Source organism: Pseudomonas sp. MOIL14HWK12:I1, from assembly GCF_000510705.1.
In the GTDB taxonomy this organism is placed as follows: domain Bacteria; phylum Pseudomonadota; class Gammaproteobacteria; order Pseudomonadales; family Pseudomonadaceae; genus Chryseomonas; species Chryseomonas oryzihabitans.
This window is the reverse complement of record NZ_KI783307.1, coordinates 953,560-972,926: the sequence shown is the minus strand read 5'-3', so window position 1 is coordinate 972,926 and position 19,367 is coordinate 953,560. Positions and strand designations below refer to the sequence as shown.

Sequence of the window (19,367 nt, the reverse complement as noted above, 5' to 3'; positions counted from 1 at the left end):
CCATGCTGCGCCTCTTCCTGCGTGGCCTGCTGAGTGCCCTGCCCACCCTGCTGCTGGTGTCGCTGTTCGTCTTCACCCTGCAGCAACTGCTGCCGGGCGATCCGGTGCTGGCCATGGCCGGCGAGGAGCGTGATCCCCAGGTGCTGGAATTCCTGCGCGAGAAATACCGGCTGAACGATCCCGTACCGGTGCAGTACCTGCACTGGATGGGCGGGGTGCTGCGGGGTGACCTGGGCATCTCGCTGCGCACCGACCAGCCGGTGACGGCGCTGATCGCCGAAAAGCTGCCGGTGACCCTGGAGCTGTCGCTGCTGGCCATCGTCATCGCGCTGCTCATCGGCATCCCCACCGGCATCCTCGCCGCGGTACGCCGGGGCACGGCGGTCGACTACGGCGCCAACCTGGTGGCCCTGTCCGGCATCTCCATCCCGCACTTCTGGCTCGGCATCCTCCTGATCCTGCTCTTCGCGGTGAAGTTGCAGTGGCTGCCGGCCTCCGGTTTCGTGCCCTTCCACGAGGACCCGCTGCGCAACCTGCGCACCCTGATCCTGCCGGCCTTCGTGTTGGGTGCCGGCCTCTCCGGCACCCTGATGCGCCATACCCGAGCGGCCATGCTGGAGGTGCTGCGCGCCGACTACGTACGCACCGCCCGAGCCAAGGGCCTGCGCGAGCGCGTGGTGATCCTGCGCCATGCCCTGCGCAATGCCTTGATGCCCATCGTCACCCTCACCACCCTGCTGTTCGGCGAACTGCTCGGCGGTGCGGTGCTCACCGAGCAGGTCTTCAGCATCCCCGGCTTCGGCAAGATGATCGTCGACGCCGTGTTCAACCGCGACTACGCGGTGGTCCAGGGGGTGGTGCTCTGCGTGGCGGTGGGCTTCGTGCTGCTCAACCTGGTGGCCGACCTGCTCTACCGCCTGATCAACCCGCGCCTGAGGCACGCCGCATGAACGCCCTGACCCTGCCCCGCCCGGCCACCCTGAGACCCGCGCGCTCGCCCTTCTGGCGCAAGTTCAGCGCCAATCGCGGCGCGCTGCTCGGCGCCGCCTTGATCCTGACCTTCGCCCTGGCCGCCCTGCTGGCACCCTGGCTGGCCCCCTTCGATCCGCTCAAGACCAGCTTCCTGGCGGTACGCAAGGCGCCCTCGGCGCTGAACTGGCTGGGCACCGACGAACTCGGGCGCGACCTGCTCTCGCGCCTGCTGTGGGGCGCGCGCAGTTCCCTGCTGGCGGGCGTGGTCTCGGTGGCCATCGCCCTGCTGGTGGGGGTGCCCTTGGGCCTGGTCGCCGGCTACTTCGGCGGCTGGCTGGACGCCTTGGTCTCACGCCTGGTCGAAGCCCTGCTGTCCTGTCCCTTCCTGGTGCTGGCCATCGCCCTGGGCGCCTTTCTCGGCCCGAGTCTGGGCAACGCCATGATCGCCATCGGCCTGTCCGCCATGCCGGTGTTCGCCCGCCTGACCCGCGGCCAGGTGCTCGCCATCCGCCACGAGGACTATCTGGAGGGGGCGCGCGCCATCGGCCTGCCGGATCGCTGGATTCTCTGGCGCTACGTCCTGCCCAACATCCTCTCGCCGCTGGTGGTCCAGGCCACCCTGACCATCGCCGCCGCCATCCTCGCCGAGGCCAGCCTGTCGTTTCTCGGCCTCGGCCAGCAACCGCCGATGCCCTCCTGGGGCTCCATGCTCAACACCGCCAAGAATTTCATGGAGCAGGCGCCCTGGATGTCCATCGCCCCGGGCGTCTGCATCTACCTCACCGTCCTCGGCTTCAACCTGCTGGGCGACGGCCTGCGCGACGCCCTTGATCCTCGTCACCAATGAGACCCTTCGCCATGCCCGATCTGGACTATCACAACCCCTATTCCTCGGCTCGCTCGCCGGTCATGGGCCGCAACCTGGTGGCCTGCTCGCAGCCGCTGGCCGCCCAGGCCGGCGTGGAAATGCTGCGCCGCGGCGGCAACGCGGTGGACGCCGCGGTGGCCGCCGCCATGGTGCTCACCGTGGTGGAACCCACCGGCTGCGGCATCGGCAGCGACGCCTTCGCCATCGTCTGGGACGGCGAGAAGGTGCAGGGCCTCAATGCCTCCGGCCGCGCACCGCGCGGTTGGACGCCGGAATACTTCGCCGGCCAGAGCGCCATGCCGGCCCGCGGCTGGGGCGCGGTCACGGTGCCCGGGGCTGTCTCGGCCTGGGTCGCCCTGGCCCAGCGCTACGGCAAGCTGCCGCTGACCACCCTCGCCGCCCCGGCGATCCACTATGCCCGCGATGGCTTCCTGCTCACCCCGGTGATCGCAGAACTCTGGCGCCGCGGGGCCGAGCAGCTCAAGGACCAACCCGGTTTCGCCGCCTGCTTCCTGGCCAACGGCGTACCCCGGGCCGGCACCCTGGTGCGCCTGCCCGACCACGCGCGAACCCTGGAGGCCATCGCTGAAAGCAACGGTGCTGCCTTCTACCAGGGCGAACTGGCCCAGGCCATGGCCCGCCATGCCCGCGAACACGGAGCGGTGCTGGACGAAGAGGATCTGCGCGCCCACCGGGCCGACTGGATCGACACCCTCTCGGTACCCTTCGCCGGCGCCGTGGTGCACGAGCTGCCGCCCAACGGCCAGGGCATCGCCACCCTCGCCGGCCTGGGCATCCTTGAAGCCGCCGGCATCGGCGCGGATCCCGTGGACAGCCCCACCACCCTGCACCGCTCGATCGAGGCCATGAAGCTGGGACTGGCCGATCTCTACCAGCACGTCACCGACTCCGCGCACATGCGCGTCCAGGCCGAACACCTGCTGGACCCGGCCTACCTGCGCGAACGCGCCGGGCTGGTCGGGTCGCGTGCCGGCGATCCCGGCTATGGCGCCCCACGCCCCGGCGGCACCGTCTGCCTGTCGGCGGCTGATGAGAGCGGCATGATGATTTCCTTCATCCAGTCCAACTACATGGGCTTCGGCTCGGGCGTGGTGGTGCCGGGCACCGGCATCAGCCTGCAGAATCGCGGCGCCGGCTTCACCCTGGCACCGGACCACGTCAACAGCGTGGCTCCGGGCAAGCGGCCCTTCCACACCATCATCCCCGGCTTCGCCATGAATGCCGACGGCACCCCGCTGATGGCCTTCGGCCTGATGGGCGGCCCCATGCAGGCCCAGGGGCACCTGCAACTGATGCTGCGCATCCTCAAGTACCGGCAGAATCCCCAGGCCGCCGCCGACGCACCACGCTGGCGCCTCGAAGGCGGCCGCCGGGTCGCGGTGGAAAGCAGCCTGGACCCGGCCACCCTGGAAGCACTGCGGGCCCTGGGCCACGAGGTGACGGTGGAGGAGCCCTCCGGCGTGTTCGCCTTCGGCGGCGCCCAGATCATCCAGCGCGTTGCCGGTGGCTACGTGGGCGGCTCCGATCCGCGCAAGGATGGCCTGGTGGCCGGCTACTGAAGCCGAAAGCGGCGGCCCCCAGGCCAGGCGCGGCGGCTCAGGCTGTTCGACCTTAGCTTGAGGCGCCGAGATTGGTCGGGCTTGGGCGTGCCAGGGTGTGGTTGGAAATCTGGCCAGAACGTTTCAGCCACACCGTGGCTATCCGCTCCCCTGCCCCTGCCCCTGCCCCTACCACCACTCGTCGAAACATAGCAGCATCGTATTAATGTTTATTGCGATACCAAAGCAACGTAGACATAGTGGCCCGGTGACATCAACCAGACAAGAATCCGAGACCCAGTATGCATCCTGATCCCCAGAGCCAAGCCCGGGAGGCCCTGCTCGGCCTCCATCGTCAGCTACAGGAAAATGCCAGGCGGCTGGGCAAGGTCGATTGCGACGATCCGGACGTCCAGGCTGTCCTCCAGGCCGTACAGGATCTCAACGAGCGGGTGGCCGACATGGTGGCCGAGACGGCGCTGCTGGCGCCTGTGCCTCTGGGATTGGTGGCGGAAACGGTTCCCACGGGAAGCCCGGATCAGGGCTGACGCCACGTCTACGCCGGATCGGGAGGCCGTGGCTGCCCCTCCAAGGATCGGTCGGCCGCGGAAAGGCCCGGACCAGGCGCAATGCCTGAACCAGGTGGGCCAACGCCCGGCGCGGGCATCTCTGGCCTTCTAGCCTTCAGCCTCGTCCGGCTGGCGACGCTGGAAGCTGCGTGCCCATTCGAGCAGGGCATTTTCGTCGTCGGTACGATCGTCCACCCCACACTCTTCCAGCACCGTGATGACCCGGCGCATGAAGCCCTGATCGAGGCGGGCCTGATCCATGACCCGGTTCAGGTCCAGCGGACTGGTCAGGGTGAGGCGAGGTGGAAATTCGGTGTCGTCGATGCCCATGGTGGTCTTACCTGAAAGCACTGCTGTCGATTGCCGACTGGCTTATTGCCATCATCTTTCGTGATGGCCTGATGAATACATCAGTTATCGCATGAACTGTCCATATTGATGACTGAGCGGCACTTGGCCGGGGGGAATCGCCAGTGACCGCCCGCCAAATACGCCCGTGGAAGGCCCGCATGGCTGCAGGTACCGCCAGCGCCCTTGCCCGACCGTGGTTCTGCCATGGCCTTTTTCGTATGATGCCCGACAACAACCGACGGAACCTCAGGTGTGGACGCCTCAGCAAAACCGGCTTCTCCAAGCCAACCTGATCAGGCTGCAGCGCGCTGGGATGTGGGGGCGGCGGTCAGCCAGCTGTCCTGGGACGACCTGCGCATCATCAAGGCCCTCAGCGAGTCCGGCAATCGGGCGGCGACCGCCAAGAAACTGGGCATCAACGTCTCCACCGTCTCCCGACGGGTCGCGCAGGTGGAGAAAACCCTGGGTGTCGCCCTGTTCGACCATCGTCGCTCCGGCTACCAGCTGACCGTCGAAGGCGAAGAGCTCCGCGCCCTGGGCGAGCGGGTCGAATTGGATATCGTCAGCGTCGCCCGACGGGTATCCCGCGCCGCCCAGGGGCCATTGGGCAAGCTGCGCATCACCACCAGCGACTCGCTGCTGCTGTACTTCCTGACCCCCATCATCGCCGATTTCAAGGCGGCGAACGATGGCATGACCATCGAGGTGCTGGTGGGGAATCAGACCTTGAGTCTGGCCCGCGACGAGTCCGACATCGCGATCCGGGCCACCAGGAAGCCCGCCGACAGCCTGGTCGGGCGCAAGCTGGCCACCATCGCCTGGGCCGCCTATGGCAGTCGCGGCGGTGCGCGGCAGGAGGATCCCTATGCGGCCGGTCAGGCCTGGGTGTCCTACACCTCCGCCCTGGCCAACCTCAAGGCGGCTGCCTATCTGGAATGCCGGGTGGCGCCTGAGGATGTCTCCTACCGTACCGATTCGGTCGCCGCCGCCAGTGCGGCCATCGTGGCGGGGCTGGGTTTCGGCTTTCTGCCCTGCATGCTGGGCGATACCACGCCCGGCCTGGTGCGCGTGGGGCCGGTGGTGCCGGAGCTCAACGACGAACTCTGGCTGCTGACCCATCAGGACATCCGCAAGTCCTGGCGTGTTAAGGCCTTCATGGCGTTCTGTGCGGCAGCGGTGGCCGAGCAGAAGGCGCTAGTGGAAGGTCAGCGCCCGTTTGCCACTGCGCCCGAAGAGCGCGAAGCCTCTGCCTAGCGCGCGCGACTGCCAATCACCGCCCGGCAGGCGATCTCGATCAGCTGCGGGCGCTGGGCCAGCCGCGAAACCCCGATGATGTTGCTGGCGCAGCGCGGTGCCTCGCAGCCGTAGGCCGCCTTGCGCACCTTGCCGACGACGGCGAAGGCGGCGTCCATGTCCAGCACATAGAGGGTTTCCTCGACGACGTCCTGCAGGGTGGCGCCATAGAGCGCGAGCAGTGTGGCGATGTTGTCGTAGGCGGTGCGCATCTGCTCGCCCATGGTGGAAAAGGCGCTGGGGCGGCCCTCGCTGTCCAGCGGTGCTGGCGCTACCAGATTGCCGTCCGCGTCGTGATTGAACTGCCCCGAGACGAAGATTTCGTCACCCACCCGACGGGCCTGCGGATAGCCGTAGGCCTGCTCCCAGGGTACGCCCCAGTACGCCGTGTCCTTGTCCCTCAACTGTGCTGCTGCCATTGCCTGTTCCTCGCGGAAAGTGGATTCGCGCTGTGGAATCCGGGTGATTGGAAGGCCACACCCTAGCAGCACCCTGGCAAATCATATGGCGCAAATTTGCGCTTTCAAAGGCGCAAAAGTGCACAAGCACAGCCTCGATTGATCCCTTACCTTGGATAGCAGTTCCGGTCACAACCGCTGCGAACGAGGCCATCGCCCCCTTGAAGGCGAGCCGCCGAGATCGCCGCACGGAGCACATCCCAAACCACACTCAATCGATAGGTGAAGCCATGAACAACTCCAAAACCGAAGTCCTGACCCCCCTGAACAGCCAACTGATCTTTATCGACCAGCAGCCGCAGATGGCCTTTGGCGTCCAGAGCATCGATCGCCAGACGCTGAAGAACAACACCGTCGGCCTGGCCAAGGCCGCCAAGATCTTCAACGTGCCAACCATCATCACCACGGTCGAAACCGAAAGCTTCTCCGGCCACACCTATCCCGAGTTGCTCGCCGTGTTCCCCGAGGCGCCGCTGCTGGAGCGCACTTCGATGAATTCCTGGGACGACCAGAAGGTGCGCGATGCGCTCAAGCGCAATGGCCGCAACAAGATCATCGTTTCCGGCCTCTGGACGGAAGTCTGCAACACCACCTTCGCCCTCTCCGCCATGCACGACGCCGGCTACGAGATCTACATGGTCGCCGACGCCTCGGGTGGCACCACCCAGGCCGCTCACGACTACGCCATGCAGCGCATGATCCAGGCCGGCGTGATTCCGGTGACCTGGCAGCAGGTCCTGCTGGAATGGCAGCGCGACTGGAAGAACCGCGACACCTACGACGCCGTCATGGCCCTGGTGAAGGAGCATTCCGGCGCCTACGGCATGGGCGTCGACTACGCCTACACCATGGTGCACAAGGCCCCCGAGCGTATCGCCCACGGCCCCACCCTGGCGCCGGTCGCCGCCGCCGTCTGAGCCCCTGCCAGCCCCACCGTCTCGGGCGGGGCTGGCGCTTCCCCAGTCCAGGCAGGAGTCCTACTAATGAACCCCGCTTCCACTACCGCGACCCTGGTCGTCCGCCACCAGGTCCATCCGCAGCACGAACAGCGCTACGAAACCTGGCTGCACCAGACCATCGAGGCCGCCAGTCAATTCCCCGGGCACCTCGGGGTGGACGTCGGCCGGGAACGCCATGGCGATGCCCTGCAGTTCACCTCGGTGCTGCGCTTCGACGAGATGCAGCACCTGCAGGACTGGCTCGCGTCCTCCGCCCGCCAGTGGCTGGTCAGCCAGGCACAGGGTTGGCTGCAGGACGGCGACAACACCGAGGTCCGGCTCGGCAAGGACTTCTGGTTCGCGCCCCGGCCGGCCGAGCAGGCACCGCCGCGGTGGAAGCAGGTGGTCATCAGCTTCCTGGTCATTCTGCCCCTGAGCCTGCTGGTACCCGCGCTCTGGCAACCGGTATTCGGCGTGGCGCCCTGGTTGGCCGGCTACCTGATGAGCAACCTGCTGATCACCCTGAGCATCGTGGTGCTGGTGGTGTACCTGTTCATGCCGCTGGCCACGCGGATGCTGGATCCCTGGCTGACCGCCGACCCCGCCTAGGGCGTGGCCCCGGCCCCTGCCCTCACCCTTTCGCCCTCTACAACCCTTCCTTTCGTTCACAAGGACCCTACCCATGAGCGCCGATCTGATTCTGTTCAATGGCCGCCTGCACACCGTCGATCCCCAGCAACCCCAGGCCACCGCCGTGGCGATCAGGGATGGCCGCTTCATCGCGGTGGGCACCGATGCCGAGGCCATGGCCTTTCGTGGCACGGCGACGCGGCTGATCGATCTGCGGCAGCGTTGTGTGATCCCCGGCCTCAATGACTCGCATCTGCACCTGATCCGCGGCGGCCTCAACTACAACCTGGAGCTGCGTTGGGAGGGTGTTCCGTCGCTGGCGGATGCCCTGCGTATGCTCAAGGAGCAGGCCGAGCGCACGCCCACGCCGCAGTGGGTGCGGGTGGTGGGTGGCTGGACGGAATTCCAGTTCGCCGAAAAGCGCATGCCTACCGTCGAGGAACTGAATCGGGCCGCGCCGGACACGCCGGTCTTCGTGCTGCACCTCTACGATCGCGCGTTGTTGAATCGAGCGGCGCTCCGGGCGGTGGGCTATGACCGTCACACCCCCAACCCACCCGGCGGCGAGATCCAGCGCGATGCCAAGGGCGATCCCACCGGCATGCTGATCGCCCGGCCCAACGCCCTCATCCTCTACGCGACCCTGGCCAAAGGGCCCACGCTGCCGCTGGAATACCAGGTCAACTCCACCCGGCAATTCATGCGCGAACTCAATCGCCTGGGCGTCACCAGCGCCATCGATGCCGGCGGCGGCTTCCAGAACTACCCCGAGGACTACCAGGTGATCCAACAGCTGGCCGACAACGACCAGCTCACCGTGCGCATCGCCTACAACCTCTTCACGCAGAAGCCCAAGGAAGAGCTGAACGACTTCAAGCACTGGACGAGCAGCGTCACCCTGCACCAGGGCACCGACTTTCTCCGACACAACGGCGCCGGCGAGATGCTGGTGTTTTCCGCCGCCGACTTCGAGGACTTTCTCGAACCCCGGCCGGATCTGGCCCCGAGCATGGAAGACGAACTGGAGCCGGTGGTGCGCCATCTGGTCGAGCAGCGCTGGCCGTTCCGGCTGCATGCCACCTATGACGAGTCCATCTCGCGCATGCTCGATGTCTTCGAAAAGGTCGATCGCGACATCCCCTTCAATGGCCTGCCGTGGCTGTTCGATCACGCCGAAACCATCAGCCCGCGCAACATCGAGCGTGTCCGGGCCCTGGGCGGCGGCATCGCCATCCAGCATCGCATGGCCTTCCAGGGCGAATACTTCGTCGACCGCTACGGCGCCCAGGCGGCCGAGGCCACCCCGCCGATCAAGCGCATGCTCGCCGAAGGCGTACCGGTCGGGGCGGGTACCGATGCCACCCGGGTGGCCAGCTACAACCCCTGGACCGCGCTCTACTGGCTGGTGAGCGGCAAGACCGTCGGCGGCATGACCCTCTATCCGGAAGGCCTGCCCCGGGCCACCGCCCTGCAGCTCTTCACCCACGGCAGCGCCTGGTTCTCCAGCGAGCAAGGCAAGAAGGGACAGCTCAAGGTCGGCCAGCTGGCCGATCTGGTGGCGCTCTCGGCCGATTTCTTCAGCGTTGAGGAAGGGCAGATCAAATGGCTCGAATCGGTGCTGACGGTGGTCGGGGGCAAGGTGGTGCATGCCGCCAGCGAATTCGCTGACCTGGCGCCGCCAGCCGTACCGGTCATGCCGGACTGGTCACCGGTGGCCATTGCACCTGGCCATTGGCGTCCCGCGGCCCCGCTGGCAGCCAGCCTCCACCAGTGCATCGGCTCCTGCGCCGTTCACCAGCACCAGCACGATCGCGCACGCCGCAGCTCGGTGCCGGTCAGTGACCACCAGGGCTTCTGGGGAGCCTTCGGCTGCTCGTGCTTCGCCTTCTAGCCCTGCACCGCCGTCAATCGCTGTCGACTCGCTGCGGTCGCGGCAATGACCACTCATGAGGTGCCTCGGGCCCAGCATCCCGGCGCTTGCCGGCCTCGGGTTGGGTTCTGCGGGCACCTGCAGGTGCCAGCCAGTCGCAGCCAACAGGCCAGGCAATCCGCCTTCCGCGCGGAATGTGGCCAGGGCTGGCCTTACGCCTTTCCGCCAGGCACAATCCAATAGTCATACGATGACCGATAAGAAGGGCCGTCCTGTGACGTCTGCTACATCCCCTTTCCGACAACTACAACAAAAGGATACGCGCATGAAAAAGCTGAAATTGGCGGTAGGTTTCCTGTGTCTGTTCAGCGGCTATGTCGCCGCGGCCACCGGCGATGAAGGCGATGTCGCCACTGCGGTCGACAAGCTGACCCAAGCCATGTGGCACAAGGATATCGCGCAACTCGATGCCCTGACCGCGGACAACCTGACCTACGGCCATTCGAGTGGCAACATTCAGGACAAGAAGGCCTTCATCGCCGACATCGAAACCGGCAAAAGCGCCTTCAACGAGCTGAAGATGCTCAATCAGAAGATCACGCTGTCCGGCGACGTCGCCCTGGTGCGCAACCACTTTTCCGCCCAGGCCGTGAACAGTGGGAAGGTCGTGCCCACCGAAATCGAAAACTTCCAGATCTGGCAGAAACAGAACGGCCATTGGCTACTGATCGGTCGCCAGGCCTTTCGCTTCTGATATCCCGGCTGGTCACCGAACGTCGCCAAGGCCTAGGGCTCACACCGGCCTCCTCACGAGCCGCCCGCCGAATTCAGGTGGCCGCCTCGGGCGCGCACCCCACGCTCCGGTTCCAGACAAGCCCTGGGGTGCGGCGATGACCAGACGGCAAGGTCCCTACTCCGCTCCGCCGGGCGGGGTGCGGATCACCGGCCCGACTTGGCTTCCCGCCTGCGTCGTCTACCCTTAAGGAATCCATCATCCTTTCGGGGGCATGATGGATTCCAGGACGCTGGAGGCATCATGGATCTGATCATTCGACACTTCGAAGGCCAGCCCTTCGTCAGCAACCCCTATGTACCGGGCACTTCCCTTCGCCAGGATCTGTTCGAGCGGCAATTCACCATCCTGCTGCACGGGACGATGAAGCGCTTCGAAGACGCCGGGCGTGGCACCTTCCATGTCGCTGGGCATATTCAGCTCGGCCAATGCGGCGTGCTTGATGACGTTCTCCGGATCGCCTTGGCGGCGGTCCGCCAGGATCGCTATCCGACCCCCGTGGCGGCGCTCGACTTTCACCCCAAGCGGATCTCCGTCTCCGATCGCCACGGCCACCTGGTCATGGCCGGCAAGGTGGATCGCGAGCGCCATCGCATCGACTGGATCGACCCCTGCAGCTCGGCCGAGGAAGAACGGGTGGTGCTGGCGCAGCTCCAGCTGTTGCGTTCGCGCTCGGCCTTCCAGCACGACTGGGACCATTTCCGGACCTCGCGGCTGCTGGATACCGATGCCGACCTGCTCAAGGGCCGGCTGGTCCACAAACCCTGGCGGCCCCACGTCCGGGCACTGCTAAGTGCCTGATCACACCCCATCCGGCAGGAGCGTCGCCGCTTCCTGACGACAGGACCGGTAGCGAGAGCGTCCGCGCCGCGAGACCGGAAGGCGGGCATCCCTGGATACGAGCAGGCGTGCGACCCGTGGTGCCATCCAGCTGAACAGCCACCCGTGGATCCGGTCCCTATTGGAACGACCATTGGGAGACTCGACGATGACGACAGCCCGCAATGTCTTGTGGGGCGCCTTGGCCATTGGCGTGGTGACGGGCATGCGCAGCATGCTGGCGCCGACCCTGGTCAGCCGGGCACTGGCGGAACGTGCGGACCTCGACGAAGCTTGCGAACCCGCTCGCACGCTCGCGTCGCAGCCCGTACGGCAGTACCTGCTGCCCCTGGCGGCCGGCGAGCTGTTGGGCGACAAACTGCCCTTCGCCCCGGACCGTACCATAGCGCCCTCTATGTTGGTCCGTGCCCTGTCCGGCGGCCTCAGCGCGGCAGCTCTCGCCGGCGCGCGGCGGCAACCGCGGCTGTTGCCTGCCATGATCGGGGCGACGGCGGCCTGTGTCGCCGCCCGGGTCGCGATAGGACTGCGCAAGCGCTACGCCGCTGACACCTGGATCAACGCGGGTCTGGGCCTGGCCGAGGACGGCATCGCCTTTTCGTTGGGCCATGCCGGTCTGCGGCGAGCCCTGCAGGAGCCCCCGAGGCCGTGACGCCCGGACTGGCCTGCCACGCCCCTTCCCGCCCGCTCGGGCAAGGTCGCTCAGGCACCTAGCACCCAAGGCAGCACCAGTGCCGTCAGGATGCCGAGCAGGATCATGCCGAGTGCCGAAAAGGCCGCCGTCTCCTGACCTTCGCGCAACGCATGGGCGGTGCCTATGGCATGGCCGTTCATGCCCAGGGTCAGGCCGCGGGCCGCCGGATCCTCTACCTTGCAGACCTTGAGCAGCGGCAGCGCCAGCGTGGTGCTGATCACGCCGGTCAGCATGACGATCACCGCGGTCAGGGGCGCGATGCCACCGAAATGATCCGCCAGCGGCAAGGCGATCGGCATGGTGACCGACTTGGGCACCAGACTCATCAGCAGGGTCTCGGACAAGCCGAACAGCCAGCCGAGGGCCAGGGTCAGGGAGACGCCCACCACGCCACCGACCACGAGGGTTATCAGCAGCGGCGTGCAGAGTGCCCTCACCCGCTGGGCATTCTTGTAGAGCGGAACGGCCAGGCCCACGGTGGTGGGCCCGAGCAGCATAGCGAGCATCCCGCTGGCGCTTCGATACTGCTCGTAGGGAATGCCACCGATCCAGAGCACAGTGGCGACGATGGCCGTGGTGACCAGCACCGGTTGCAGCATGACCAGGCGCAGGCGCTGCTGCAGCACGAGCGCCAGCTGATAGGCCGCGAGCGTCAGGGACAGGGCCAGCAGGGGTGCGAGGGATTGATCAGCCATGGTCTTTGCTCCGTCCGATCAGGTACTGCAGCAACCAGCCGCACAGCGGCACCGTGACCAGCAGAGACAGGGCGATGACCAGTACCAGGCGCAACCATACCGAGGCCTCGAGACCGCTGAAATCGACGATGCCCACCGCCGGCACCACGAGCATCAGCGGCAGGTACTTGAGCAGGTTGCCCGCCATGGTCTCCACGCCTTCCGGCACGCGACGCAAGAGCATCAGCAGGGCGAAGAGGACGATGATCCCTATGACGCTGGCCGGAATGCCGCCTATATGAGTCGTCAGATAGACGCCCGCCAGATAGCAACCCACCAGCATCAAGAAGCCCGCTATAGGCATAAGCACTCCATTACCTTGTTGTTCTGCGCAGCCCGCACGCGCCGCACCGGCCCGTTGGATACGGCAGGAGTATCGATCGCTGCCGATAAGGCGCTTCAACATTCACCTGCTACGCGCGGACTCACTATAGGCGCATCTGAAAAGGGCTGGGCACCTCCCTGCCGGGATAGGTGAGAGGCGCTCGCCTTGGTCGGCTCACTGTTGGGTTGGCGCCGCGATCCGCTTCGCCTGCCCCCTGCCCTCGCAATCGTATTGCCGTAGAGCACCCCTGAGCGAAACCTGACGAGACGCCAGCCGACCCGCAAAGACACCGCCACGACTGATGACGCCGCTGGCGCCTCACGCCGGCAGCGCGCGCATGCCCTCGAAGATCAGGCGCGTGGTGTTGCGCACGTTGGCTGCGTGTCCTTCGCGATCCAGCGGGTCACTGGCCGTCAGGCGCAGCAGCTGCAGATGGGAGTAGTCGTTGAGCAGAAAGGCGGCCAGTTGCACATCCAGGTCGGCGCGCAACTTGCCGGCGGCCTGCAACTCGCGCAGCACCTTGGCGATCTCGTCCTGCAGGCCGCTGTTCATCTGCCGGTAGGCCAGGGGCAGGCCGCTGTCGCCACCCACCAGCACCAGCGGCAGCAGTTCGCGCCAGAGGGCGGCGGGCAGGACATCCAGCGCGTAGCTGACCAGCAGGTGCTCCAGGTGGCAGAGCGCATCGACGGGATCCGCGAAGTCGCGGAGGTGCCGGCGCACGTCGACCAGGGCCCGGCGATCGGACTCCTTGATCATCTCCAGGATGATCTCGTGCTTGCTGCCGAAATACTTGAACACCGTGGGCGCCGAGACGCCGGCTTCGCGGGCGATCTGCTCGACGGTGGTCTCGCGAAAGCCCTGGCGCTGGAACAGCATGACCGCCGCGGCCGAGATGGCGGTGCGGCGTGATTCCTTCTGACGTTCGCGTAGCCCGCTCACCGTCGCTCCTGATTCCTGGGGTGCCAGAGAGGATAGCTGGCCAGGCTTCGGTACAGAAAATATTTTATTGACTAAATAAATTAACAGGGTTAATTATTTTCTCGTACCTGCTCTACGCAGGGCCACTGCCAGGATGAGTCTGATGAACCAGAGCCTCGATCGCTCCCTGGTTTCCCGGAGTCGGGAAGTCAGCGAGATGTACGACAGACAAGAACAAGAGCCCGTACTGATGCAGGGTTTTCCGGCCGAGCCGGACCGGCGCGTGACCTGGGCCAACTGGATGTCACCGCCGTTCAATCGCTGGGGCTTCCGCAATCTGGCGCGCCTGCGCCCTACCATCGAGGTGGCGGCCGGACCGCGACCGGACAGGGTGCTGGCCCATGCACCCGAGGCCCTCGAAGCACTGAGATTCGAGAGCAGCTGCGGCCGCAGCGTCAGCGCCCTCGACCATCTGCAGGCCAGCAAGACCGACGGCTTTCTGGTGCTGCACCAGGGCCGGGTGGTGTACGAGCGCTACTTCAACGGCCAGGTCGCCACCGACCGCCACATCATGTTCTCGGTCACCAAGTCGCTGATCGGGTTGCTCGGCGAGCAACTCATCCACGATGGCGTGCTCGATGCCCAGGCGCCGACCCAGCGTTATGTGCCGGAACTGGCCGGCAGCGCCTTCGGTGACGCCACCGTCCGCCAGTTGCTCGACATGGCCGTGGGCGTCCACTACACAGAGCTCTACGACGATCCCACCTCGGAAAGCTCCCAGTACGGCTACGCCTGTGGCTTCAAGCCGGCCCTGCCCGCGTACGCCCAGTACGAGTCGCTGTACCAGTACCTGCCATCGCTGCGCAAAAGAGGCGAGCACGGCGGTTTCTTCCACTACGTGACCGCCACCACCGAGGTGCTGGCCTGGGTGATGGAGCGCGCCAGCGGCCTGGGCTGCGCCGAGCAGTTGCAGCGGGTATGGCAGCAACTCGGCTGCGAGCGCGACGCCTACTTCATGGCCGACCCCTGGGGTCGCAGCGTCGCCGGCGCCGGCTTCAACGCCACGCTGCGCGACATGGGCCGCTTCGGCCTGATGCTGGCCAATGGCGGTGTGGTCGATGGCCAGCAGGTCATCGACCAAGCGGTGATCGAGGCCATCGCGGCCGGCGGGGATCCGGCCGTCTATGGCGTACACCAGGACTTCTCCGACTGGACCCCGGGCGCCTCCTATCGCAGCCAGTGGTACGTCTTCAATGACCACAGCCCAGCCCTCATGGCCAGCGGTATCCACGGCCAGTACCTGTTCGTCGACTTCGCCTCAGAGGTGGTGATCGTCAAGCAGTCGTCGCTGCCCGAGGCGGTCACCGAACTGGACATCGATACCGTTCGCCTGCTGCGCGCCATTGCCGCCCGGTTGCGCGGTTGATCCACCCCTAACGAGATCGAAGAGCGCCGGCTCGCCAGCGCTCCCACCTGCACTGTCAGGTATCCGGTGGTCACCTTGGCCATCCTTCACTGCCCTGTAATACAAGAAAAATAGTCAGGAGCTCCACATGTGCACAACCAAGCGCCTTCCCGGCGTGCTGCTGGCGCTCGGCCTGCCGCTGGCCAGCCAGCCGGCCCTGGCGGGCTATGCGTTCGATTACGAGAATCTCAAAGGTGACCTCAACCTGACGGTGGGCGCCGGTTCCATCAGCACCCGGGGCGTCAACTTCGGTGCCGGGCGCGTGGATGCCCGCAGCGGCCAGAACAACGGCAGCCGCAGCGCCTGGCAGGAGTTCTACGTCAAACCCGGCGTCACGCTCGACTATTCGCTCAGCGACAGGCTCCATCTGCTCGCCGGGGGCTCGGTGGTCGGCGCCACCACCTTTGGCGACGGCGATGCCGGTGGCTTCACCCGCAGTTCGGACGGCCGTTTCGCCCCCGAAGAGCTCTATGCCGGGGTGCAGCTGGGCGACTGGAAGTTCACCGCGGGCCGCCAGAATTTCATGGTCGGCACCGGCTTCATCGTCATGGACGGCAATCTCGATCTGTTCGGCGATGGCGCCTACTGGCTCGGTCCGCGCACTGCCTTTCGCGACTCGGCGATCCTGGCGTGGGGCCAAGGTCCAGCCCAGGCCCAGGTCTTCACCCTGCGCACCGACGATCACTACGGCGACTTACGCCTGAGCGGCGCCAACCTGGATTACGACCTCGACGGCCAGGTGACCCTCGGCGCCCTGGCCATGACGGTCGATACCCTGGCCAGCCGAGACAGCACCGCGGTCCGCCGCGACGGCATGCGGGTATACAACCTGCGGGCCTTGCGTGGTCACCTGCCGGGCCTGCCCAACCTCGCCCTCAATGGCGAATACGCGGTGCAGCGCGGCGGTGACGGCGCCCTCAGCTACGACGCCAGGGCCTGGTATGCCCAGGCCGACTATCAATTCCAGGACCTGCCCTTCAGCCCCACCCTCGGCTATCGCTACGCCGTCTTCTCCGGTGACAGCAACCCGACTGACAATCGCCAGAAGGCCTGGGACCCGCTGAGCAAGGGGTTCACGGACTGGAGCACCTGGCTGATCGGCGACGTGGTGGGCAACTACCTGCTGTTCAACAGCAACGAGCGCGTCCAGCAGTTCTCGCTGAAGAACCGCCTCGGCGACACCCTCACCCTCGGCGTCATCCACTACCAGTTCTGGCTCGACCAGGCCAACTTCCGCGGCGCCGCGGTCAGCGATCGGCGTTTCGCCGACGAGACCGCGGTGTATCTCGACTGGATCCCCAACCGGCAGTTCTACGGCTCGCTCTCGTACAACTGGGTGCAGGCCAGGTCGGCCGCCCGCCAGGCGTTCGGCGATAACGAGCGCTTCAGCGCCCTCGAGCTGTACTTCACCTATCGCTACTGACCACCAGCCACCACTGCCCCCGAGGGGCACAGGAGAGCGTGATGAATACCAAGACAGAAAACGGGATCGCCGTGCCGACGCTGGAATGGGTGCTGAGCCTGCATGTGATCATCGATCCGGCCGATGGCCTGGGCGCCTGCACGGATGGCCAGCGCAGCAACTACCGCATCACCGGCGGGCAGTTCGAAGGCCTGAACGTGCGCGGCGAAGTCATCGCCGGCGGCGCGGATTTCTATCTGCTGCGCAGCGATGGCGTGGGCGAGCTGGACGCTCGCTACAGCCTGCGCAGCGACCAGGGCGAGTGGATCAACATACACAACACCGGCCTGATCACCCTCAGCGACCGGGGCCGGGCGCAGGTCGCCCAGGGCCTCTGGCCCATCGCCGAGGAGGACTATCACTGCAGTTGCACGCCGCGCTTCCAGGTGGCCAGCGGCAGACTCGACTGGCTGACCCGTAGGGTGATGATCGGCAAGGTGGGCTATCCCGCCGCCGACCGGGTCGCCATCCATTGCTATCGCCTCACCTGACCGCCCACCCTTCTCGCAGCACGGCTTTCTACTGAAGCGGCAGGCCCCGCCGTGGCCGAGCCGGCAGGTAAATGACCATGACCATCGCCCATCAAACCCTGGTACGCGCCGCGTGCATCGCCATCGCCGCCGCCTCGATCCTCGTCATCGGTGTGCAGCCGATCTTTATCGGACTGCTGACCGAACGCCTCGGCCTGAGCCTGGCGCAGCAGAGCTGGACCCTGTCCGTGGAGATGTGCGGCTCCATCGTCGGGACGCTGCTGTACCTGCCGATGATCCGCTTCCTCGGTCCGCGCACCCTGGCCCTGGGCACCGCCCTGCTCCTGCTGTTCGCCAACACCGCGACCGCCAGCGTCACCGCGCTCGATCCGCTGCTGGCCTTGCGCGGTCTCTCGGGTCTCTGCTCGGGTGTGCTCTACTCCTACGCCATCTACTGGCTGGGCAGCATGCCGGGCCAGGACAGGTCCTTCGGCATCCTGCTGTTCGTGCAGACCGCCCTGTTCGCCAGCAGCGCGGTGATCATGCCGATGATCGCCCAGTGGCAGGGTTTCGCCGGGGCGATCTACTACCTGGCAGCCTGGTTCGCCCTGGTCTGCCTGCTGAGCCTCTGCCTGCCGGCCAGGCACAGCCCGGAAACACGATCCGTCTCCCAGGCGTCGCTACGCTCCGGCCTGACGGTGATCGGCACCTGCTCGCTGCTCGGCATGCTGTTCCTGCAGCTGTCGATCTATTCGCTGTGGGGCTTCGTCGAGGGCATCGCCAGCGACGCCGGGGTGGCACCGGTCGATATCGGCTGGGCGATCAGCCTTGGCCTGCTCGGCGGCCTGCCCGGTGCGGCGCTGCCGAGCCTGGCCGGGCGGCACCTCGGCCGGGTGCCGATGATCCTCACCGGCTCCCTGGCCGTGCTCGGCGCCATCTACCTGCTGGCCACGCGCATCCACACCGCTGCGGATCTGCTGCTCGCGGTCTTCCTGATGAACTTCGGCTGGAACCTGGCGCTGTCCTACTACATGTCGCTGGTGGTGACCCACGATCCGAGCGGTCGCCTGACCAAGCTGGTCGGCGTGGTGCAGGTCGCCTCGGCCGCCGCGGCGCCGACCCTGCTGAGCCTGATCATCGAAGGCAACGACCGGCGCAGCCTTTTCGTGCTGTCCTCAGGGGCCATCCTCATCGGCTGCGTCCTGGTGATCGTCATGCTTTCCTGCGGGCGGCGCCGGGTGCCGGGCAAGACACTGGACTGCTCGGTCTGAGCGTTGGGCGCCTGGTAAGAGGTCCGCGCGGATCTCTCGGCCTTCTGCGCGACCAGGCGACAACCTCCATGACCAATTTGTCATGCGCCGGTCAGGCTGACGTCCCCCCTGTCCTCCTAGAGTGGCCCGGTCAGCGAATAGCTACCCCACTCAAGAGGACTCATCATGAAAGCACTGCTGCTCGGTCTCTTCGGTCTGCTCGCCACCGGCTCCGCCCTGGCCGCTCCCGACCATCCCGCCCTGATCCACGACCAGCCCGGCTTCTTCGTCCCCCTCGACGTCGACCGGGTGGTCAGCCAGACCGACCTGAGCGCCCAATGCGGGATCGTCACGGCCCGCCTCGACTACCTGGATCACGCTGGCCGAGAACATGAACTGGATTACCAGGTGTTCGGCAACGGCTGCTACAACCAGAATTGAGGCGCTAGTCGACCCAGTGCCGAAGGAGCGCCTGAATAGGCGTCTCCCTAAGCCGGACTCCGGGCGTCTCACGCCAGGCGCCGGCAGCCAGACACTAGAAAAACCGATAGGCCTTGGCCAGCGCCCGCTCCAGCACGGCGATGCAGGCGTGCTCGTCCGCATAGGATAGGAACTGGCGCTGGGCATCGGCCTGGGCATGGGCATGAGCATGGGCCAGACGCGTCTTGCGCTCGGCCAGCTCCTGCTCCAGCAACGAGGTGCTCATACCCAGATCACAGCAGGGGTTGGGGCCATTCATAAAAAACTCCGGACAGATGTGCAGACTGCGTCATCAGACAAGTTTTTGAGATTTGGTTCACAAATCATAGCGAATCTCATTGTTGCTGAATATGCGTTCCACCGCGGTGTTTCCCGCCCCCTCGGGCTAGAGCGCTTCCTTGACTCCCCCGAACCTTTGCACCCGCCATCAG

General features: G+C 66.2%; 22 protein-coding genes. 16 read left to right on the top strand and 6 right to left on the bottom strand.

The annotated features are described in order from the left end of the window. Positions 1-2 precede the first annotated feature (2 nt). The 4 genes from PSEK12I1_RS0114510 (at position 3) to PSEK12I1_RS0114495 (ending at position 3,947) form a co-directional block, all read left to right on the top strand. Positions 3-950 (top strand): ABC transporter permease, encoded by a 948-nt coding sequence (locus PSEK12I1_RS0114510; protein WP_027599735.1) that lies wholly within the window; start codon positions 3-5, stop codon positions 948-950. Further along, positions 947-1,819 carry an ABC transporter permease gene (locus PSEK12I1_RS0114505; RefSeq protein ID WP_027601987.1) on the top strand — a complete coding sequence of 291 codons (873 nt, stop codon included), beginning with the start codon at positions 947-949 and terminating at the stop codon, positions 1,817-1,819. Before PSEK12I1_RS0114510 ends, PSEK12I1_RS0114505 begins: the two co-directional genes overlap by 4 nt. A gap of 11 nt (positions 1,820-1,830) precedes the next feature. Next, entirely contained in the window at positions 1,831-3,420 is a 1,590-nt protein-coding gene (locus tag PSEK12I1_RS0114500) for a gamma-glutamyltransferase family protein (RefSeq protein WP_177323756.1), read from the top strand. A gap of 281 nt (positions 3,421-3,701) precedes the next feature. After that, positions 3,702-3,947 (top strand): hypothetical protein, encoded by a 246-nt coding sequence (locus PSEK12I1_RS0114495; protein WP_027601985.1) that lies wholly within the window; start codon positions 3,702-3,704, stop codon positions 3,945-3,947. A 129-nt stretch (positions 3,948-4,076) separates the two neighbouring features. Here the strand turns inward: PSEK12I1_RS0114495 and PSEK12I1_RS0114490 are convergent, their stop codons facing one another. Continuing rightward, entirely contained in the window at positions 4,077-4,298 is a 222-nt protein-coding gene (locus tag PSEK12I1_RS0114490; protein WP_027601984.1) for a hypothetical protein, read from the bottom strand. A gap of 336 nt (positions 4,299-4,634) precedes the next feature. On the opposite strand from PSEK12I1_RS0114490, the gene PSEK12I1_RS23825 reads away from it, so the two are divergent. After that, the gene (locus PSEK12I1_RS23825) at positions 4,635-5,573 is read left to right on the top strand and encodes a LysR family transcriptional regulator (RefSeq protein WP_223855448.1); all 939 of its coding nucleotides are present in this window, start codon (positions 4,635-4,637) and stop codon (positions 5,571-5,573) included. On the opposite strand, the gene PSEK12I1_RS0114480 is transcribed toward PSEK12I1_RS23825, so the two are convergent. Then, complete coding sequence (locus tag PSEK12I1_RS0114480; RefSeq protein WP_027601983.1) at positions 5,570-6,031, bottom strand: Rid family hydrolase; 462 nt, start codon at positions 6,029-6,031, stop codon at positions 5,570-5,572. The genes PSEK12I1_RS23825 and PSEK12I1_RS0114480 overlap by 4 nt on opposite strands. A gap of 269 nt (positions 6,032-6,300) precedes the next feature. Between PSEK12I1_RS0114480 and PSEK12I1_RS0114475 the strand changes: the two genes are divergently transcribed. From PSEK12I1_RS0114475 to PSEK12I1_RS0114450, 6 genes are all read left to right on the top strand, one after another. After that, entirely contained in the window at positions 6,301-6,987 is a 687-nt protein-coding gene (locus PSEK12I1_RS0114475) for a hydrolase (protein ID WP_027601982.1), read from the top strand. 66 nt (positions 6,988-7,053) lie between these two features. Beyond that, a complete protein-coding gene (locus PSEK12I1_RS0114470; RefSeq protein ID WP_027601981.1) occupies positions 7,054-7,617 on the top strand; it encodes an antibiotic biosynthesis monooxygenase in 564 nt (187 codons plus the stop codon). Positions 7,618-7,690: 73 nt separating this feature from the next. After that, complete coding sequence (locus tag PSEK12I1_RS0114465) at positions 7,691-9,529, top strand: amidohydrolase (protein WP_027601980.1); 1,839 nt, start codon at positions 7,691-7,693, stop codon at positions 9,527-9,529. A gap of 304 nt (positions 9,530-9,833) precedes the next feature. Next, positions 9,834-10,262: a nuclear transport factor 2 family protein gene (locus PSEK12I1_RS0114460; protein WP_027599744.1), complete on the top strand. Its 429-nt coding sequence runs from the start codon at positions 9,834-9,836 to the stop codon at positions 10,260-10,262. Between the two features lie 282 nt (positions 10,263-10,544). After that, the gene (locus tag PSEK12I1_RS0114455) at positions 10,545-11,102 is read left to right on the top strand and encodes a hypothetical protein (protein ID WP_027601979.1); all 558 of its coding nucleotides are present in this window, start codon (positions 10,545-10,547) and stop codon (positions 11,100-11,102) included. Between the two features lie 187 nt (positions 11,103-11,289). After that, positions 11,290-11,790: a hypothetical protein gene (locus PSEK12I1_RS0114450; protein WP_027599746.1), complete on the top strand. Its 501-nt coding sequence runs from the start codon at positions 11,290-11,292 to the stop codon at positions 11,788-11,790. Between the two features lie 50 nt (positions 11,791-11,840). Here the strand turns inward: PSEK12I1_RS0114450 and PSEK12I1_RS0114445 are convergent, their stop codons facing one another. From PSEK12I1_RS0114445 to PSEK12I1_RS0114435, 3 genes are all read right to left on the bottom strand, one after another. Next, positions 11,841-12,527 (bottom strand): LrgB family protein, encoded by a 687-nt coding sequence (locus PSEK12I1_RS0114445; RefSeq protein WP_027601978.1) that lies wholly within the window; start codon positions 12,525-12,527, stop codon positions 11,841-11,843. Next, on the bottom strand, positions 12,520-12,870 hold the full coding sequence (locus PSEK12I1_RS0114440; RefSeq protein ID WP_027599748.1) for a CidA/LrgA family protein: 351 nt from the start codon (positions 12,868-12,870) through the stop codon (positions 12,520-12,522). The genes PSEK12I1_RS0114445 and PSEK12I1_RS0114440 overlap by 8 nt, the downstream gene beginning before the upstream one ends. Before the next feature lie 339 nt (positions 12,871-13,209). Further along, positions 13,210-13,830: a TetR/AcrR family transcriptional regulator gene (locus PSEK12I1_RS0114435; RefSeq protein WP_027601977.1), complete on the bottom strand. Its 621-nt coding sequence runs from the start codon at positions 13,828-13,830 to the stop codon at positions 13,210-13,212. Between the two features lie 142 nt (positions 13,831-13,972). Between PSEK12I1_RS0114435 and PSEK12I1_RS0114430 the strand changes: the two genes are divergently transcribed. From PSEK12I1_RS0114430 to PSEK12I1_RS0114410, 5 genes are all read left to right on the top strand, one after another. Further along, positions 13,973-15,235 (top strand): serine hydrolase, encoded by a 1,263-nt coding sequence (locus PSEK12I1_RS0114430; RefSeq protein WP_027601976.1) that lies wholly within the window; start codon positions 13,973-13,975, stop codon positions 15,233-15,235. Between the two features lie 127 nt (positions 15,236-15,362). Next, positions 15,363-16,697, top strand: coding sequence for an alginate export family protein (locus PSEK12I1_RS0114425; protein WP_027601975.1), 1,335 nt, complete (start codon positions 15,363-15,365; stop codon positions 16,695-16,697). 41 nt (positions 16,698-16,738) lie between these two features. Next, entirely contained in the window at positions 16,739-17,227 is a 489-nt protein-coding gene (locus tag PSEK12I1_RS0114420) for a DUF3237 domain-containing protein (protein ID WP_027601974.1), read from the top strand. Positions 17,228-17,304: 77 nt separating this feature from the next. Beyond that, positions 17,305-18,477: an MFS transporter gene (locus PSEK12I1_RS0114415; protein WP_027601973.1), complete on the top strand. Its 1,173-nt coding sequence runs from the start codon at positions 17,305-17,307 to the stop codon at positions 18,475-18,477. Between the two features lie 165 nt (positions 18,478-18,642). Next, complete coding sequence (locus PSEK12I1_RS0114410; protein WP_027599750.1) at positions 18,643-18,897, top strand: DUF2790 domain-containing protein; 255 nt, start codon at positions 18,643-18,645, stop codon at positions 18,895-18,897. 94 nt (positions 18,898-18,991) lie between these two features. Here the strand turns inward: PSEK12I1_RS0114410 and PSEK12I1_RS0114405 are convergent, their stop codons facing one another. Next, positions 18,992-19,195, bottom strand: a complete 204-nt coding sequence (locus tag PSEK12I1_RS0114405) for a hypothetical protein (RefSeq protein WP_027601972.1) — start codon at positions 19,193-19,195, stop codon at positions 18,992-18,994. Positions 19,196-19,367 lie beyond the last annotated feature (172 nt).

What these genes read in the sequence shown, in the direction of transcription:
- PSEK12I1_RS0114480 (WP_027601983.1), bottom strand. Translation starts at nt 6,031, where the DNA reads ATGGCAGCAGCACAGTTGAGGGACAAGGACACGGCGTACTGGGGCGTA.
- PSEK12I1_RS0114410 (WP_027599750.1), top strand. Translation starts at nt 18,643, where the DNA reads ATGAAAGCACTGCTGCTCGGTCTCTTCGGTCTGCTCGCCACCGGCTCC.
- PSEK12I1_RS0114490 (WP_027601984.1), bottom strand. Translation starts at nt 4,298, where the DNA reads ATGGGCATCGACGACACCGAATTTCCACCTCGCCTCACCCTGACCAGT.
- PSEK12I1_RS0114440 (WP_027599748.1), bottom strand. Translation starts at nt 12,870, where the DNA reads ATGCCTATAGCGGGCTTCTTGATGCTGGTGGGTTGCTATCTGGCGGGC.
- PSEK12I1_RS0114450 (WP_027599746.1), top strand. Translation starts at nt 11,290, where the DNA reads ATGACGACAGCCCGCAATGTCTTGTGGGGCGCCTTGGCCATTGGCGTG.
- PSEK12I1_RS0114430 (WP_027601976.1), top strand. Translation starts at nt 13,973, where the DNA reads ATGAACCAGAGCCTCGATCGCTCCCTGGTTTCCCGGAGTCGGGAAGTC.
- PSEK12I1_RS0114405 (WP_027601972.1), bottom strand. Translation starts at nt 19,195, where the DNA reads ATGAATGGCCCCAACCCCTGCTGTGATCTGGGTATGAGCACCTCGTTG.
- PSEK12I1_RS0114455 (WP_027601979.1), top strand. Translation starts at nt 10,545, where the DNA reads ATGGATCTGATCATTCGACACTTCGAAGGCCAGCCCTTCGTCAGCAAC.
- PSEK12I1_RS0114445 (WP_027601978.1), bottom strand. Translation starts at nt 12,527, where the DNA reads ATGGCTGATCAATCCCTCGCACCCCTGCTGGCCCTGTCCCTGACGCTC.
- PSEK12I1_RS0114475 (WP_027601982.1), top strand. Translation starts at nt 6,301, where the DNA reads ATGAACAACTCCAAAACCGAAGTCCTGACCCCCCTGAACAGCCAACTG.
- PSEK12I1_RS0114500 (WP_177323756.1), top strand. Translation starts at nt 1,831, where the DNA reads ATGCCCGATCTGGACTATCACAACCCCTATTCCTCGGCTCGCTCGCCG.
- PSEK12I1_RS0114460 (WP_027599744.1), top strand. Translation starts at nt 9,834, where the DNA reads ATGAAAAAGCTGAAATTGGCGGTAGGTTTCCTGTGTCTGTTCAGCGGC.
- PSEK12I1_RS0114415 (WP_027601973.1), top strand. Translation starts at nt 17,305, where the DNA reads ATGACCATCGCCCATCAAACCCTGGTACGCGCCGCGTGCATCGCCATC.
- PSEK12I1_RS0114510 (WP_027599735.1), top strand. Translation starts at nt 3, where the DNA reads ATGCTGCGCCTCTTCCTGCGTGGCCTGCTGAGTGCCCTGCCCACCCTG.
- PSEK12I1_RS0114505 (WP_027601987.1), top strand. Translation starts at nt 947, where the DNA reads ATGAACGCCCTGACCCTGCCCCGCCCGGCCACCCTGAGACCCGCGCGC.
- PSEK12I1_RS0114495 (WP_027601985.1), top strand. Translation starts at nt 3,702, where the DNA reads ATGCATCCTGATCCCCAGAGCCAAGCCCGGGAGGCCCTGCTCGGCCTC.
- PSEK12I1_RS0114425 (WP_027601975.1), top strand. Translation starts at nt 15,363, where the DNA reads ATGTGCACAACCAAGCGCCTTCCCGGCGTGCTGCTGGCGCTCGGCCTG.
- PSEK12I1_RS0114470 (WP_027601981.1), top strand. Translation starts at nt 7,054, where the DNA reads ATGAACCCCGCTTCCACTACCGCGACCCTGGTCGTCCGCCACCAGGTC.
- PSEK12I1_RS0114420 (WP_027601974.1), top strand. Translation starts at nt 16,739, where the DNA reads ATGAATACCAAGACAGAAAACGGGATCGCCGTGCCGACGCTGGAATGG.
- PSEK12I1_RS0114465 (WP_027601980.1), top strand. Translation starts at nt 7,691, where the DNA reads ATGAGCGCCGATCTGATTCTGTTCAATGGCCGCCTGCACACCGTCGAT.